Raw genomic sequence first — 16,615 nt, 5'->3', positions numbered from 1 at the left:
AACGGGGGAAACAACAGTGAATAAGAGAATAAAACTTCGTACTTTATTTATAGGGGGATGTATTACCCTCTTTTTTGCTGTACTGATTATTAAAGTATTCTGGCTACAAGTGGTTCAAACAGGTAACTGGACTGACAAAGCTATTAAACAATGGACAGCTAACAGCGATATTTCAGCTAAACGTGGTACGATTACAGACCGTAATGGTAATGATCTAGCAATGGATGCTCCGGCTTATAATGTTGCTCTTAATCCTAAAATCATCGCTGAGTATGGGATTAAAAGTGATGTTGTAAGCCAGCTTCACGCTATTTTAGGCACCGATGAAACAGAAATTGAAAAGCAAGCCACTTCTGTATTGACCAGTGGAGATAATATCGGTCAACTTCGTACTTGGCGTGAGCTCAATTCAGGTGGTCGTCTAATCGATCAAGAAAAAGCTGATCAAATCAATGCTTTTATCAAACAACTGAAAGAAAAAACCGGTCAAAAATGGGATGTCGGTGTGTATTTAAGCGCTGATTCCAAACGCTTTTATCCTAAAAACGAATTAGCGGCTCATGTTATTGGTTATACGAACAAAGATGGCAATGCTGTTGCGGGAATTGAAGCGTATTATGATGAAAAGCTTAAAGGGACAGATGGTCATATTCAATATCTTCGTGATAAACAAGGAGATAAATTACCAGATTCCAAAGATGTCTATACTCCTGCTAAAGATGGAGATAATCTGACGTTAACGATTGATGAGACAATTCAGTATTATATTGAACAAGCTATGAAAGATGCTTATGAACAATTGAAACCTGAAAGTATTACAGTGATTGCAGCAGATCCTAATACGATGGAAATTCTAGGTATGGCAAATATGCCAACTTTTAATCCTAATAAGTTTAATGAAGTTACCGATCCTAAAGATTTCCGTAATCTGGCTGTCAAAGCGATCTATGAACCAGGTTCTACATTTAAGATTGTTACTCTTTCTGGAGCAGTACAAGAAAATTTATTCAATCCTAATGCTACTTATCAATCAGGTTCTATTCAAGTAGGAGGTACAACACTGCATGACTTGAATCATAGCGGATGGGGAACGATTAGTTACTTAGAAGGTCTAAAGCGTTCAAGTAATGTAGCTTTTGTTAATCTTGGTTATAAGATGCTTGGTGCAGAACGTTTGCGTAAATATATCGATTCGTTTGGATTTGGTGAACAGACAGGCATCGAATTGCCTGGTGAAGCTAAAGGTGCTATTACTTTCCATCCTAATATTCCCACAGAAGTAGCAACCGCTGCTTACGGACATGGATTGGTACAGGTGACACCGATTCAACAGTTAGCTGCTATTTCTGCGGTAGCCAATGGTGGGAAATTATTAACACCACATCTAGTCAAATCGATCACTGATCCCAATACAGGAGTCACTGAAAATACACAGACTAAAGTCGTTCGTCAAGTGGTTGACCCGTTAACTTCTGAGAAAGTACGTGGTTATCTGGAACAGGTCGTTTCGGATCAGGAAATTGGAACAGGTCGTCATGCTTATATTGATGGTTATCGTGTTGCAGGTAAAACAGGTACTGCTATTAAAGTTATCAATGGTAAGTATGATTATACGAAGCAAGTGGTATCTTTTGTAGGATTTGCACCTGCTAATGATCCTAAGATCGCTATGATCGTAGTGATTGACCAACCGTCAGATTCGAAGCTAGGCGGAGGTACAGCAGCAGCTCCAGTATTTAAAAAAATCGTGAGTCAAGTGTTGCCGTATATGGGTATTTCTAAAGTCTTTGACGATGGTGAAAAAAAACCTAAAGCAGAAGTGGATTCTAAAAAACTAATGGCTTCCTATACTGCTCCTACACTAACAGGTAAAATGCTTGCAGATGCGAAGAAAAAATTGCTTGCAGATGGTATTTCCTATACAACAGTAGGATCAGGTACAAAAGTCGTCAAGCAGTATCCAGCTAGTGGAGCAGCTATGACAGGCGGACAAACCATTTATTTGATGACAGAAGATCCAACCAAAATGAGTATTCCTGATCTAAAAGGTGAATCGTTGCGGGATGCTCTGCAAATCTTATCGTTGATGAAAGTAGAAGTAACAGCGACTGGTGAAGGATATGTATCTGAACAGGTAGAGTCTTCTAGTAGTGGTAGACGATCTGTAACACTTACACTTAAATCTGCTCGAGCAACAGTCACAGGAGTCGACGATACAGAAGAAGATCCAGCGACTTCAGTTGAAGCCACTACACCAAAAGATGGAGCAACAGACAGTACAGAATCTACATCTTCTGAAGGGTCTTCAACAGACAAAGATACTTCTACAGATCCAAATGCTACAGAATCAAAAGATACAACATCTTCCGATACCAAAACAGATTCTGGCACTACCACTGAAAGTAGTACGGATAGTAAGGGTAAATCGGAAAGCAGTACAGAGCAAAGCCCTACAAGTAGTCTTAAAATTCCAGAGCCTACCGGGGCGCCAACGAATTAATGTAATCTACGATCACCCGGCATCATCAGCAAAGATAGAGTGCAACTGACTCTATCTTTTGTCTGCTATTTGTCGGGTATCGTTATTAATATTTAGAAAAGAGGTAAAACTATGCTTTTGTCAGAAGCAGCACATCTGCTGATCACATCTCAAGTGCTAGGTGATGTTCAAACGAAAATATCCGGTATGGAGATTGATTCTCGCAAAGTGAAGTCAGGTGATCTGTTTATCTGTCTGCCTGGTTTTACAGTAGATGGACATGATTATGCCGCTCAAGCGATTCAAAAAGGTGCTACTGCCTTAGTAGTAGAACGTCAACTTGAATTAGATATTCCACAATTGATCGTTAGTAGTTGCCGTCACGCGATGGCTGTATTATCTGATCATTTTTTTGAATATCCAAGTAGAACGTTAAATATGATCGGAATTACAGGAACAAATGGTAAAACCACAACTTCTTATCTGATTGAGCGTATTATGAATGATGCGCATATCAATACAGGGTTGATCGGAACTATTGAAATGCGTTATAACGGTACAGCAACACCTATGCCTCGTACAACACCAGAAGCGTTAGAATTACAACGTTTGTTACACGAAATGGTGCAAGCAGATGTGAAAAGTTGTGTGATGGAAGTATCCTCTCATGCTCTAGAGCAAGGAAGAGTAAAAGGAACAGATTACCGTACAGCTATTTTTACAAATATAAGTCAAGACCATCTCGATTATCATGAGACGATGGAAGAATACATTGCAGCCAAAGGGCTGTTTTTTGCACGTTTGGGGAACCGTTATGAAATAGATCCTGCAAAGCGTAAATATGCTGTTTTGAACAACGACGATCCTGCTGCTGAATATTTCCGTAAAATTACAGCTGCAGATGTGATTACATATGGAGTCGATCATCCTGCCGATGTACATGCTTCACAGATTAGAATTACATCTCAAGGCACGACTTTCCAAGTGGATACGTTTAAAGGCAATACAGAAATCACACTTCAAATGGTCGGCAAATTCAATGTTTATAATGCTTTAGCAGCGATCACAGCTGCTCTAATTGAGAATATTCCGTTAGAACACATAAAGTCTAGTCTTGAACAGATTGCCGGTGTAGATGGGCGTGTAGAGTCTGTAGATGGCGGTCAACCTTTTGCAGTGATTGTGGATTACGCTCATACACCGGATGGATTGGAAAATGTATTGCGTACGATCAATGAATTTGCAGAAGGTAATATTATTACTGTTTTTGGATGCGGTGGTGATCGTGATCGGAGCAAACGACCTTTGATGGGACAGATTGCTGCTAAATATAGTGATTATGTATTGATCACTTCAGACAATCCGCGTACAGAAGAGCCAGCTACTATTTTGGAAGATATTCAAAAAGGATTAGAAGAGCAACAGATTGCTACAGACAAATACGAATCTATTGTTGATCGCAGACAAGCGATTGAAAAAGCGGTTGAAATGGCTAAGCCAGGAGATGTAGTATTGATTGCGGGCAAAGGTCATGAGACGTATCAGATTATCGGTCAACAAACATTGGATTTTGATGATCGTTTGGTAGCCAAAGAAGCGATAAGGGGTCTTTACAAGTGATAAATACAACACTCGGTCAAATAGCCGATATATGTGGTGGACAGCTTCAAGGTTCAGCAGATACCTGTTTAAAAGGCGTTAGTATTAACTCCCGTCAATTGGTTGAAGGCGGATTATTTATTCCTATTGTTGGTGAAAAGTTCGATGGACATGAATTTGTGACATCAGCGTTAACTGAAGGAGCGGTAGCTTCATTATGGCAACATGATCATGGAACACCACCGTCTGGAAATATAGTCATTGTTCAAGATACTCTACAAGCACTACAACAACTAGCTGAAGCGTATGTTCAACAAACAGGTGTAAAAGTAGTCGGTATTACAGGTTCGAATGGTAAAACGACAACAAAAGATATCGTTTATGCTTTGCTAGCAGAAGCATATCAAGTGCACAAAACAGAAGGTAATTTCAATAATCATATAGGATTGCCTTTGACCATATTAGCAATGCCTGAACAGACTGAAATCTTGATTTTAGAAATGGGTATGAGTGGACGCGGTGAGATTGAACTGCTATCAAATATCGCTCATCCGGAGACAACGATTATTACCAATATTGGTGAATCTCATCTTCAGCAATTGGGCAGTCGAGAAGAAATCGCACGTGCCAAATTAGAGATTGTCAGTGGATTACGTTCAGAAGGCTTACTTGTCTATTTAGGTGATGAACCTTTATTAAAACAAATTTTGGCGGAACCCGAATTTGAGCAAAAAGAGATGCGTAAAATAACATTTGGGCTGGATCATACGAACAATGTGTATCCAACAGGGGTAATGTTTCAAGGAAAACATACTGTTTTCACAACAAATAGTGAAGCAGACGAAGCATGGACATTGCCTTTGCTAGGTATGCACAATGTGACTAATGCTTTAGCAGCGATAACAGTAGCTCAACATTATGGGGTCACAGCAGAACAGATCCGTCAAGGCTTATCCAAGCTACAACTGACAGGAATGAGAATTGAGATCATTCAAGGTCGTAATGGAATCACTTTGTTAAATGATGCTTATAATGCAAGTCCTACTTCAATGAAAGCCGCTATAGACGTATTAGGTAATCTCAAAGGATATCATCGTAAAATTGCAGTGCTCGGTGATATGTTAGAGTTGGGCGAAGAGGAAGCGATATATCATCAGGAAGTAGGAAAATATATCGATGGACAAGCAGATCTGTTATTCACGTATGGTGTGCTTGGACAACAGATAGCTAATGGAGCTGCTAAAGTATTAGATGCTTCTCAGATTCATTCTTATCTTTCCAAACAAGAACTGATTAACGATCTATTGCAAATGGCTCAGGAGAAAGATGCTATTTTATTTAAAGCATCGCGCGGGATGAAGTTAGAAGAAGTCGTACAGGCGCTGATGCCTGATTCAACAAGTAACGCAGAGGCGCTGGAGGAGTAAAACGACATGGATTTTCGAATATTATTTTTAACAGCAGCAGTTTCATTTGTATTAGCAGTGATTGCTGCACCGCTTTTAATTCCGGTATTGCGCCGTATGAAGTTTGGACAGCAAGTACGTGATGATGGACCACAGAGTCATTTGAAAAAAGCAGGCACGCCTACTATGGGCGGTATTATTATTATGATTGCTTTTACATTAGCGTACGTAAAATTTTCTGTAGTAGATACTAACTTTTGGGTGTTATTGGTGGCTACACTTGGATTCGGGTTAGTAGGGTTTTTGGATGACTTTATCAAAATTGGTTTAAAACGTTCACTTGGACTAACAGCAAAACAAAAGTTGTTTGGACAGTTGTTATTTTCTGCAATTGTCTGTTATATTTTGCTCAAAAGCGGACATAGTACAGCATTAGGTATTCCTGCTACATCATTTTCATTTGATTGGGGTCCTTGGTTTTATTATCCATTTATTGTGATTATGTTGCTGGCGATCAGTAATGCGGTTAACTTTACCGATGGATTAGACGGATTATTGTCCGGGGTAAGTGCGATAGCTTTTGCAGCATATGCAGTAGTAGCGGTTCAAGCGACTTCACCTGCGGCAGCAGTATGTGCAGCAGCTATGATCGGTGCTGTGATTGGATTTTTAATATTTAATATGCATCCAGCTAAAGTATTTATGGGTGATATGGGTTCTTTGGGTATAGGCGGAGCGATTGGTGGCATAGCGATTGTAACTAAAAGCGAATTGCTCTTTTTAATTATTGGTGCTGTTTTCGTGATTGAATTGCTGTCTGTTGTAATACAGGTTGTATCTTACAAAACAAGAAACGGGAAACGAGTCTTTAAGATGGCGCCGATTCATCATCATTTTGAATTGTCAGGTTGGTCTGAATGGCGTGTAGTAACTACATTCTGGGCAGTTAGTCTAGTATTAGCAGTGATCGGAATTTATTTGAGCAAGGGGTTGTAATACATGAATGATCCTGAGACATATCGTGGACAACAAGTGATCGTAATCGGATTAGCACGAAGTGGCGTAGAAGCAGCCAAAGCTTTGCATCGTCTGGGAGCCATCGTAACGGTTAACGATTTGAAGCCAAGAGAACAATCACCAGAAGCAGCAGAGTTAGAAGCTTTGGATATTCAAGTGATTTGTGGAGGGCATCCGGAAGGTTTGATTCATAAAGGGATCGCCCTTATGGTCAAAAATCCAGGTATTCCTTATACAGCTCCTCCAATCAAACAAGCACTCGATCTAGGGATAGAAGTGATCACAGAAGTTGAATTAGCTTATCGTATCTCTGATGTGCCTATGATTGGGATTACAGGATCTAACGGTAAAACGACCACAACAACTTGGGTAGGCAAAATGTTGGAAGCTAATCATCTTCATCCTATTGTAGGTGGTAATATAGGGATTCCATTATGTGAAGCTGTTAGTGATGCTCAGCCAGAGAATTGGATCGTAGCCGAATTAAGTAGCTTTCAATTGAAAGGCACACGTGATTTTAATCCGAAAATCGCTTGTCTATTAAATGTAGCAGAGACACATCTGGATTATCATGGTTCGATGGATGATTATGTTTCTTCCAAACGTAAAATTTTTGAAAATCAAGGCAAAGACGATACAGCAATCATTAATTGGGATGACAGTTATTGTCGTAGCCTTGTGCCTTATATTCAAGCAGGTACTTTAATTCCATTTTCGATCACAGAGAACTTGGGCAATTATATATCAGCAGCCAAGCCATCCGCTTCAGCTACGCATTCACCATTATCAGCAGGATTATACGTATCTCCTGCCTATATTCCAGAAATGGAAGATGAATTACCGCGTACAATGATGTATTGTGATCAAGATGGAGAAGTGGCTATTTTACCTGTACAAGAATTAGGTATACCTGGTCGTTACAATGTCGCCAATGCGTTAGCAGCTTGCGCGATTGCTATTACAGCTGGATGTCGTCCTCAAGATCTGGCTGATGTCTTACGTGATTTCCGAGGTGTAGAACATCGCTTAGAATATGTAAAAGAACATGATCAAGTGCAGTATTACAACAATTCCAAAGCAACCAATGCCAAAGCAACGATGACAGCATTATCCGCTTTTCAAGATAAAGGCATTGTACTGATTGCTGGTGGTCTGGATCGTGGTTCTGATTATATGGATTTGTTACCTGTATTTCAGCAACAGGTTAAAGCGTTAGTCGTTTTGGGACAAACCCGTCACAAATTAGCTAAAGTGGCAGAACTTGCTGGAATTACAAAAGTGCAAATTATCGAAGAATCAGAGCAACCAGAACTAGCTATTAAGCAAGCAGTAGAGCAAGCAGCAATGTTTGCTGAACCGGATAATATTGTATTATTATCTCCTGCATGTGCAAGCTGGGATATGTTCTCGTCTTATGAAGAACGTGGTCGTGCTTTTAAAGAAGCTGTACACCAGCTATAAGGTTCAACTGAGATAAGTAGCATAAAACGTACATCTACTTTACAATAGATCATTCAGCTACTTAACGAATAAATAACAATGATGAAATTTGAATTAAGGAGGTGATTTATCATGCGGGTCGTATTGACCGGCGGAGGTACAGGTGGTCATATCTATCCAGCACTTGCGATTGCTCAACAGTGTGAGACCGAAGGATTAGATGCTGAATTTTTATATATTGGTGGCAAAAGAGGATTGGAGAACAAAATTGTTCCTGAAGAAAAAATCCCTTTTGAATCTATTGATATTACCGGTTTTAGACGCAAGTTATTTTCTTTAGAAAATTTCAAAACGATAAATCGCTTCATTCAGGGTGTGAAAACTTCAAAACAGTTACTGAAAGAATTTAAGCCTGATGTAGTCATAGGAACAGGTGGCTATGTATGTGGTCCTGTAGTGTATGCTGCTGCCAAGCTTAAAATACCAACTATTGTACATGAGCAAAATGCGATTCCTGGATTAACGAATCAATTTTTGAGTGGATATGCAAGTACAGTAGCTGTAAGTTTTCAAGATTCAGTGAATCGTTTTCCGCGTTCAAAGCATGTGATGTTTACAGGCAACCCGCGGGCGACTATGGTACAAAATGCAAATCGTGAACGTGGACTTGCTTCCTTAGGTCTACCTGCTGATGCACAGATTGTATTAGTTGTAGGAGGTAGCCGGGGCGCTAGAGCACTTGTAGAAGCAATGGTTCAAATTGCTCCTTTGCTCAAACAAAACAATCCAGCAGTACATTATGTATTTGTAACAGGCGAAATTTATTACGAAGAAATTCGCGAACGTATTCGAGATGCTGTAGGATCATTTCCTTATTATCTTCATGTACTTCCGTATATTCCTAATATGCCCGAAGTTCTAGCAGCTACTTCGTTGTTAGTCGGTCGTGCAGGTGCTTCTTCGTTGGCTGAGGTCACTTCATTAGGTACGCCATCTATATTAATACCGTCACCTAATGTTACAAATAATCATCAAGAAGCTAATGCTTGGGCTTTACAAAAAGCAGGCGCAGCAGAAGTATTATTAGAGCGTGAGTTGACAGGGGAATCATTGTTAGCTCGAATAGATAAAGTAATGAGTGATGAAGAGGTTAGACAGAACATGTCCAAAGCAGCAACAAGCTTGGGTACACCTCAATCTGCATTTTTGATTGTTGAAGAAATGAAGCGTTTGTCAGGTGTTCTGTCCCGCTAGAAGGGGGAAGTTAACAAAATGCAGCAGTGGATGAATCTTTTATCCCAGCATGCTGTCGGTCAAGTTCTTATCAATGAACCGTTAGCAAAATATACAACATGGAGAATTGGCGGACCTGCTGATGTACTGGTGATACCCAGCAATCAAGATGAGCTAAGTACACTTATGACTATTTTGCATGAGCATGATATTCAGTGGACACAGTTAGGACGAGGTTCTAATCTGTTAGTCGCAGATAAAGGAATTCGCGGAGTGGTTATCAAATTAGGCGAAGGTTTTGATTACGCTAGATTTGAAGAAGATCGGATTATTGCAGGTGGTGCACACTCTGTCGTCAAACTTTGTGTTTTAGCTGCTAAAAAAGGATTATCTGGTCTTGAATTTGCTGGCGGTATTCCGGGGTCTGTAGGTGGCGCTGTCTATATGAACGCAGGAGCTCATGGATCAGATACATCTAAGATTTTGCAGTCTGCTCGAATAGTTCTTCATGATGGACAAATCGTGACCTATAGCTTAGAAGATATGCAATATGCTTACCGTCATTCGATTTTGCAAGAACAACCTGGAATTGTTGTTGAAGCCTCATTTCAAATGAAAACAGGCAATCGCGATACCATTATGGCTGAAATGAATAAACATAAAGATCGTAGACGGATTACACAACCTTTACAGCAACCTTCAGCAGGAAGTGTTTTCCGCAATCCACCTGGAGATCATTCTGCTCGCTTAATCGAATCAGCAGGACTCAAAGGGTACCGGATTGGTGGAGCCGAAATATCGACTCAACATGCTAACTTTATTGTAAATGTGGGACAAAGTACCGCAGCTGATGTATTAGAGTTAATATCATATGTGCAACAAGAAGTATCTAAACAGTTTGGCGTACAACTTCAACCTGAAGTATATCTGATGGGTGAAAAGTAAAAGTGAACCGTATCAAACCGTAGCCAAAGCACATTTAGGTATTCAGCATTCTGCATGATATAATGACAAAGACTTTATTTCAGACAAGTGGATGACTGAATTCAGTTGGTACAAAAGACTATATTGAATAAAACCTAAAAAAGATTTGTGGAGATCGCTATGGTAAAGCAAAAATTAACTGTTATTCCAAATAACAAACCGGCTGGCAATCGGAGACCTTCCTTTAATCCAAAAATAACTCGTAAAACGCGACTGATTATTTTATTGTCGCTTATCCTTTTAGTCGTAATCGGAATTGTATTTTGGTTTTCGCCTATTGGTAAAATATCTCAGATCACGTTTAAAGGAAATACGTTTACAGCCAAAACCGATTTGTTAAATGTAAGTGGATTGGCGAAAGGAAATGCTTTTTTTGGTACATCGGCTACAACGATCGAAAAGCGATTATTAACGATCAGTTCGATCCAAGATGCAGAAGTAATCAAGCATTTTCCAGGTCAAATTGATGTGACGATCAAAGAATATCCTGTAGTTGCTTATGAACTGCAAGATTCAGGAGAACTCACAGCTATTTTACAAAGTGGAGCTTTGGTAAGAGCAGATACACGCGGAGTGGCTGTTGAAAAACCTGTGCTTACAGGATGGTCTGATTTTGAAGCTCAGAAAGTGCAATTATGCAAAGTATTAGGGACTATTCCTAATGAATTGTCTTCTGATATTTCTGAAATTAGCCCTTCACCAACGCCTTCGTTTCCAGACCGGATCAAAATCTATACACGTTCTCGCTTTGAAGTGATCACAAGTGTGTCACTTTTGGCAGACAAAGTAGAGTATCTAAATCAGGTTATTGAGACTCAACCGCCAGGTGTCATTACAATGCTTGAAGCAGATGCCTATACGCCTTTCAACCCGGAAGACGTAGCAGATCAGGAAGTTGCACCGTAAGATTTAGCCTTTTGTAATCGATAAATGCGAACGTTTTGTAAAATCATATAGATACAATACTTTCTGCAATGACCGAAAGATGCTAGAATGAAAGTTGTAGATATTAAAGTTTTGTAAACTTTTAAAAATTTACGGTGAAATAGCCTACCTGATCGTTTTTTCTTCAACCTTTTTATAATGCAAACCAGTGTTCAAAAAGTTTGGAGAAAAAAGAGGGAAAGCATATGTAATGTTGAATATTAATGTAGAGAGCAATTTTGGGAAACAATTTATTTCGGAAATTCAATTTCCAACACATAATGGTGTGATTCTAAAATATTCGAATACACCGTTTTTATTACAGGATAGCGGGAGGTGCCTAGGGCTTGAGCAACAATGACATCATTGTTAGTTTGGACATCGGTACATCCAAAGTTCGTGCTATTATCGGGGAAATCAACAATGGAACCTTTAATATTATTGGAGTTGGATCTGCCGACTCGGAAGGAATTCGCAAAGGTGCGATCGTAGATATTGATCAAACTGTGCAATCCATCCGTAGTGCTGTTGATCATGCTGAGCGTATGGTCGGCATTCAGATATCTGAAGTTATCGTTGGTATTTCAGGCAATCATATCGGACTTCAAACGAGCCACGGAGTAGTTGCCGTATCCAATGAAGATCGTGAGATTGGTGAAGAAGATATCGAACGTGTTTTGAAAGCGGCAGAAGTAATCGCTCTGCCACCTGAACGGGAAATTATTGACGTTGTTGCTAAACAGTACGTGGTAGATGGGTTAGAAGGAATTCAAGACCCGCGCGGAATGATTGGTGTTCGTCTAGAAGTAGAAGCTACTATTATTACAGGTGCTAAAACTTCGATCCATAATCTTCTTCGTTGTGTAGAAAAAGCAGATTTGCGTATCAAAGATCTTGTATTGATTTCATTAGGTGCAGGTCAATTGGCTTTGTCCAAAGATGAAAAATCGATGGGATCGATTCTAGTTGATATTGGTGCAGGTTCATCTACTATTGCAATCTTTGAAGAAGGTTCGCTTAAAGCGACATCAACTTTACCGATTGGTGGAGAATTTGTAACGAATGATATCGCTTATGGATTACGCACATTAACAGAGCATGCTGAAAAAGTAAAACTGAAATATGGTTGTGCTTTGATAGATGATGCTGCATCTGATGTAGTATTCAAAGTTATGCGTATTGGCAGTAACGTAGACAAAGAATTTACACAGCAAGATTTAGCAGCCATTATTGAGCCTCGTGTGCAAGAAATTTTTCAACTGATTCGTCAAGAAGTCACAAGACTCGGTTATCAAGAGCTTGCTGGTGGTTATATACTGACAGGAGGTACAGTTTCAATGCCGGGCGTTTTAGAAGTAGCTCGCGAAGAACTGGCAGCTTCTGTAAGAATAGCAGTTCCTGATTATATTGGTGTACGTGATCCTGCTTATACAAGCGGGGTAGGCATTTTGTACAATGTCATCCGCAATATCCGTGGTGGTGGAAGCACGGCTGGAGCTAACAAAAAAGCACCAGCACGTAACAAAACAACCTCGACCCCGGAAAGCAGTGCCAAGCCGGGCTTGATTGAACGGTTAAAAAATATGTTCAGTGAGTTTATATAAGCTAGAGTTCAATATTATATTGAAACAAGCTATTCATGGACAACGAGGGGGAGATGGGAAAGTATGTTAGAATTTGATTTCGAAATGGAAAGCCTAGCCCAGATCAAAGTCATCGGTGTAGGTGGCGGCGGAAGTAATGCTGTTAACCGTATGATTGAGAATGGTGTTCAAGGCGTGGAATTTATAACAGTTAATACTGATGCTCAAGCATTGCACTTGGCTAAATCTGAACACAAATTGCAAATCGGTGATAAACTGACACGTGGTTTGGGTGCAGGAGCTAATCCAGATGTAGGTAAAAAAGCAGCTGAAGAATCTCGTGATTTGATTATGAGCACTCTTAAAGGTGCAGATATGGTTTTTGTTACTGCGGGTATGGGTGGCGGAACAGGAACAGGTGCAGCACCGGTTATTGCTGAAATCGCTAGAGAATGTGGCGCATTAACAGTAGGTGTGGTAACACGTCCATTTACATTTGAAGGACGTAAGCGTTTTTCACAAGCAGAGCTAGGTATCGAAGGATTGAAAGAAAAAGTCGATACATTGATCGTTATTCCTAATGATCGCTTGCTTGAAATTGTAGATAAAAAGACACCGATGTTAGAAGCTTTCCGTGAAGCAGATAATGTGTTGCGTCAAGCTGTACAAGGTATCTCTGATCTAATTGCTGTACCGGGACTAATCAACCTTGACTTTGCCGATGTAAAAACGATCATGACTGAACGTGGTTCAGCTTTGATGGGTATTGGTGAAGCTACAGGAGAAAATCGTGCAGCAGAAGCAGCACGTAAAGCGATTATGAGTCCATTGCTTGAAACTTCGATCGAAGGTGCACGTGGTGTGATTATGAACATCACTGGCGGTAATAACCTTTCCTTGTATGAAGTCAATGAAGCAGCAGAGATCGTTATTTCAGCTTCTGATCCAGAAGTAAATATGATCTTCGGTGCGATTATTGATGAAGACCTCAAAGAAGAGATCAAAGTTACTGTTATCGCAACAGGATTTGAACACAAACCAGCACAACCATTGCCACCGGTACGTCGTCCGTCTCAGCCTGTCGATGAATCTACACCTACTGCACCAACGAATGCAGAAGACAAAGCTCCGACATCACGTCCGTACAACAATACAAATACTACACAACCTAGTGGAGATCAGTTGGATATTCCAACATTCCTACGCAATCGTTCTCGTCATAAAAACGATTAAAATTAAACCTTAAAAAAGTATGTAACTTTTATTAGTTACATACTTTTTTCTTTTTTTGGTAAATTAGACATTATAGTTCAGTAGTGTTAGACTTTACAAATATTCAAAATACATATATACAGGAGGCTTATTTTGAACAAAAAAATATTTACTGGAGTTACTTTAGCTATATCCCTAGCTCTTTTTCCAAGTTTTTCAAATGCGAATCAATTAGAACAAAAAAGTAATACGCAGATAGTAGAGAACAATTATGTAACAGAATTACAAGATGGAAGAATCGAAGCAATTCAAAATCCTGAAGATAAACTAGAAACTAACGAGAAAGATAATTTCTTAGCAGCAATGAATTTTAATAAGGATGAAATAAGTCTGATGTCGGATCAAGAAAAAAATGAAATCATCAGTGAAGGAGGAATAAAAGTAAATACCAATACCGAAAACTATGAAGAGTCTTATACAGATTTAGAAGGTAAAAATCATAGTATAGATAATAGCAATAAATCTGAGATTGAACAAATAAAACAAAATGATCTAAAGAGCTTAGGGATACCACAGAACAAAAGTTTGATGGGCAGTGATGGTAAAGGGATTTTTAAAGGTAGTGGCTCATTAATATATATTGGTAAAACTGCTAATGCAAAAGAGTTTAAGTATTCTTATAGAACAAATTTTTCATGGAGTGCTTTGCCTATTATAGCAACTACTGATCGCGTTGGAATGGCTTGGCAATCAGGAGTTACTGGAGTAGGGTCTAAAGGAGTATTTCAGCCAGTCAATGGTTTCAAGAGTATTGATGAATCTTCAGTATATGGTGTTCATGCTAAATTTAAGACATTAACTAGCGGGGGAAGTGGTTATCTAGCTTCTGAAATTAGAATACCTGTTAGTCTTAAAGGTACTACTGGACTTTTTGCTAGTGCGTATACTCATCCTTATTCAGATGTACCTGGTTCTGCTACCATTGGTCCGGTTAGTATAGTATTTTCCGAACTAGGTGATAAATTTTCTTGGAAAAATAGTTTTATTATTGGCTCAACCTCATAATTTGATATTTGTTTAAAAAAGTTCTTTCTACTTTAGCTAAATTTAAAAGTAGAAAGAACTTTTTTGTTGTTTTTATATCATTAGAGTATAATTAATGCATTGAAAATTTGAAAAATAGAGGGATATACATGGAGAAGTTTGTAAGCCGTACGATAGAGAGCGGACCTGAATTATTTGAGTTAGATACTTCTGCCTATAGTCAAGGAATCACAGCAGGATTCACCGGACGTAAAGGCGGAGTCAGTAAAGCGCCTTATGATTCGTTTAATCTCGCCTATCATGTAGAAGATCAACCGGAAGATGTATTGCAAAATCGCAAACTATTATGCGATGAATTAAAGTTTGATTATACTCACTGGGTATCTGGTGAACAGGTACATAGTAATCATATAGAGATCGTTACAGCAGAACATGCAGGCAAAGGTTGGCTTGATCGAGAAAGTGCTTTTCAAAATACCGATGGATTAATCACCAATGTACCAGGTATCTTATTAACTTCGTTTTATGCAGATTGTGTGCCGCTATACTTTATAGATCCTGTACAACAAGTCGTAGGGCTTGCTCATGCAGGTTGGAAAGGCACAGTCGCTAATATTGCAGGTGAAATGATCGAAGCGATGAGAACGCAATATGGAAGTGTTATATCTGATATCCATACTGCGATAGGTCCTTCTATCGGTGGCGAAAGTTATGAAGTCGATGATAAAGTGATGGATGCCGTAAACGTTTGGAAAAGCAAGTTAATGGGTAATGGTGAACAACCTCTTTATGCCCGTCCGGGTGATAATGGTAAAACTTGGCTAGACCTCAAACAATTAAATCGACAATTCATGATTTTTGCAGGAATTCCTGCTGACCATATCGAAATGAGTAATTGGTGTACTTACCGTAACCACGATCTTTTTTTCTCGTATCGAGCTGACGGAGGAACAACCGGCAGAATGGCGAGTTGGATAGGTATAGAAACGGAGTGAAATACAGTTGGGATTACAAGAACGAATAGAGCAAGTCGAACAACGAATTCATGAAGTCTGTGAACGAAGCGGACGCAAGCGTGAAGACATTCAGCTTGTAGCTGTAACCAAATATGTTTCTGTTGCCAAAACAGCGGAGGTACTAGATGCAGGGCTATTACATCTAGGAGAAAATCGCTGGCAAAATGCTGAAGATAAATGGAATCAATTACACGAACGTGGAGTGTGGCATTTTATCGGTCACTTACAAACCAATAAAGTAAAAGATGTAATTGGCAAATTTGAATATATTCATTCCTTAGATCGCTTATCACTAGCAAAAGAAATACAAAAAAAAGCAAGTTCTATGGATATTCGTGTTAAAGTATTAGTACAAGTTAATATCTCTGGTGAAGAATCCAAATATGGTTTGCCACCTGAGCAAGTGAATTCGTTTTTTGAAAGTATTGCTTCGTTCTCAAATCTAGAAGTAGTAGGTTTGATGACGATGGCTCCAGAAGTTGATGATGCAGAAATGACACGTCCTGTTTTTAGAGGACTTCGTGAATTAAAAGATGATATCAATAAGCGTGGATTAACTAAAAATCCACTAACGCATTTATCTATGGGCATGTCGGGTGATTTTGAGATTGCTATAGAAGAAGGCGCTACACTAGTGCGACTGGGTTCCATATTAGTAGGGAAAGAGGAGGATTAACG

At 39.3% G+C, this 16,615-nt stretch carries 13 protein-coding genes; all 13 read left to right on the top strand.

Going from position 1 to position 16,615, the window contains the following annotated elements; genetic code table 11:
* Positions 1-16 precede the first annotated feature (16 nt).
* The 13 genes from PQ456_RS15435 to PQ456_RS15375 all read left to right on the top strand — a co-directional run bounded on the left by PQ456_RS15435 (position 17) and on the right by PQ456_RS15375 (position 16,613).
* Entirely contained in the window at positions 17-2,500 is a 2,484-nt protein-coding gene (locus PQ456_RS15435) for a penicillin-binding transpeptidase domain-containing protein (RefSeq protein WP_273613086.1), read from the top strand.
* 111 nt (positions 2,501-2,611) lie between these two features.
* The gene (locus tag PQ456_RS15430) at positions 2,612-4,099 is read left to right on the top strand and encodes a UDP-N-acetylmuramoyl-L-alanyl-D-glutamate--2,6-diaminopimelate ligase (protein WP_273613085.1); all 1,488 of its coding nucleotides are present in this window, start codon (positions 2,612-2,614) and stop codon (positions 4,097-4,099) included.
* Complete coding sequence (locus PQ456_RS15425) at positions 4,099-5,505, top strand: UDP-N-acetylmuramoyl-tripeptide--D-alanyl-D-alanine ligase (protein ID WP_273616335.1); 1,407 nt, start codon at positions 4,099-4,101, stop codon at positions 5,503-5,505. Before PQ456_RS15430 ends, PQ456_RS15425 begins: the two co-directional genes overlap by 1 nt.
* 6 nt (positions 5,506-5,511) lie before the next feature.
* Positions 5,512-6,480, top strand: coding sequence for a phospho-N-acetylmuramoyl-pentapeptide-transferase (mraY, locus tag PQ456_RS15420; protein WP_204823273.1), 969 nt, complete (start codon positions 5,512-5,514; stop codon positions 6,478-6,480).
* A 3-nt stretch (positions 6,481-6,483) separates the two neighbouring features.
* A complete protein-coding gene (murD, locus tag PQ456_RS15415) occupies positions 6,484-7,962 on the top strand; it encodes a UDP-N-acetylmuramoyl-L-alanine--D-glutamate ligase (RefSeq protein WP_273613084.1) in 1,479 nt (492 codons plus the stop codon).
* 111 nt (positions 7,963-8,073) lie between these two features.
* On the top strand, positions 8,074-9,195 hold the full coding sequence (gene murG, locus PQ456_RS15410; RefSeq protein WP_273613083.1) for an undecaprenyldiphospho-muramoylpentapeptide beta-N-acetylglucosaminyltransferase: 1,122 nt from the start codon (positions 8,074-8,076) through the stop codon (positions 9,193-9,195).
* Between the two features lie 18 nt (positions 9,196-9,213).
* Positions 9,214-10,119 carry a UDP-N-acetylmuramate dehydrogenase gene (gene murB / locus PQ456_RS15405; protein ID WP_273613082.1) on the top strand — a complete coding sequence of 302 codons (906 nt, stop codon included), beginning with the start codon at positions 9,214-9,216 and terminating at the stop codon, positions 10,117-10,119.
* A gap of 159 nt (positions 10,120-10,278) precedes the next feature.
* A complete protein-coding gene (locus tag PQ456_RS15400) occupies positions 10,279-11,064 on the top strand; it encodes a cell division protein FtsQ/DivIB (RefSeq protein ID WP_273613081.1) in 786 nt (261 codons plus the stop codon).
* Between the two features lie 365 nt (positions 11,065-11,429).
* Positions 11,430-12,686 (top strand): cell division protein FtsA, encoded by a 1,257-nt coding sequence (gene ftsA / locus PQ456_RS15395; protein ID WP_204823278.1) that lies wholly within the window; start codon positions 11,430-11,432, stop codon positions 12,684-12,686.
* Between the two features lie 63 nt (positions 12,687-12,749).
* Positions 12,750-13,898, top strand: coding sequence for a cell division protein FtsZ (ftsZ, locus tag PQ456_RS15390; protein ID WP_273613080.1), 1,149 nt, complete (start codon positions 12,750-12,752; stop codon positions 13,896-13,898).
* A 132-nt stretch (positions 13,899-14,030) separates the two neighbouring features.
* Positions 14,031-14,942 carry a hypothetical protein gene (locus PQ456_RS15385; protein WP_273613079.1) on the top strand — a complete coding sequence of 304 codons (912 nt, stop codon included), beginning with the start codon at positions 14,031-14,033 and terminating at the stop codon, positions 14,940-14,942.
* A 128-nt stretch (positions 14,943-15,070) separates the two neighbouring features.
* A complete protein-coding gene (gene pgeF, locus PQ456_RS15380) occupies positions 15,071-15,916 on the top strand; it encodes a peptidoglycan editing factor PgeF (RefSeq protein ID WP_273613078.1) in 846 nt (281 codons plus the stop codon).
* A gap of 7 nt (positions 15,917-15,923) precedes the next feature.
* Positions 15,924-16,613 (top strand): YggS family pyridoxal phosphate-dependent enzyme, encoded by a 690-nt coding sequence (locus PQ456_RS15375; RefSeq protein WP_273613077.1) that lies wholly within the window; start codon positions 15,924-15,926, stop codon positions 16,611-16,613.
* Positions 16,614-16,615 lie beyond the last annotated feature (2 nt).

The organism is Paenibacillus kyungheensis, from assembly GCF_028606985.1.
Lineage (GTDB): Bacteria > Bacillota > Bacilli > Paenibacillales > Paenibacillaceae > Saccharibacillus > Saccharibacillus kyungheensis.
This window is presented reverse-complemented; position numbering and strand designations above follow the sequence as displayed.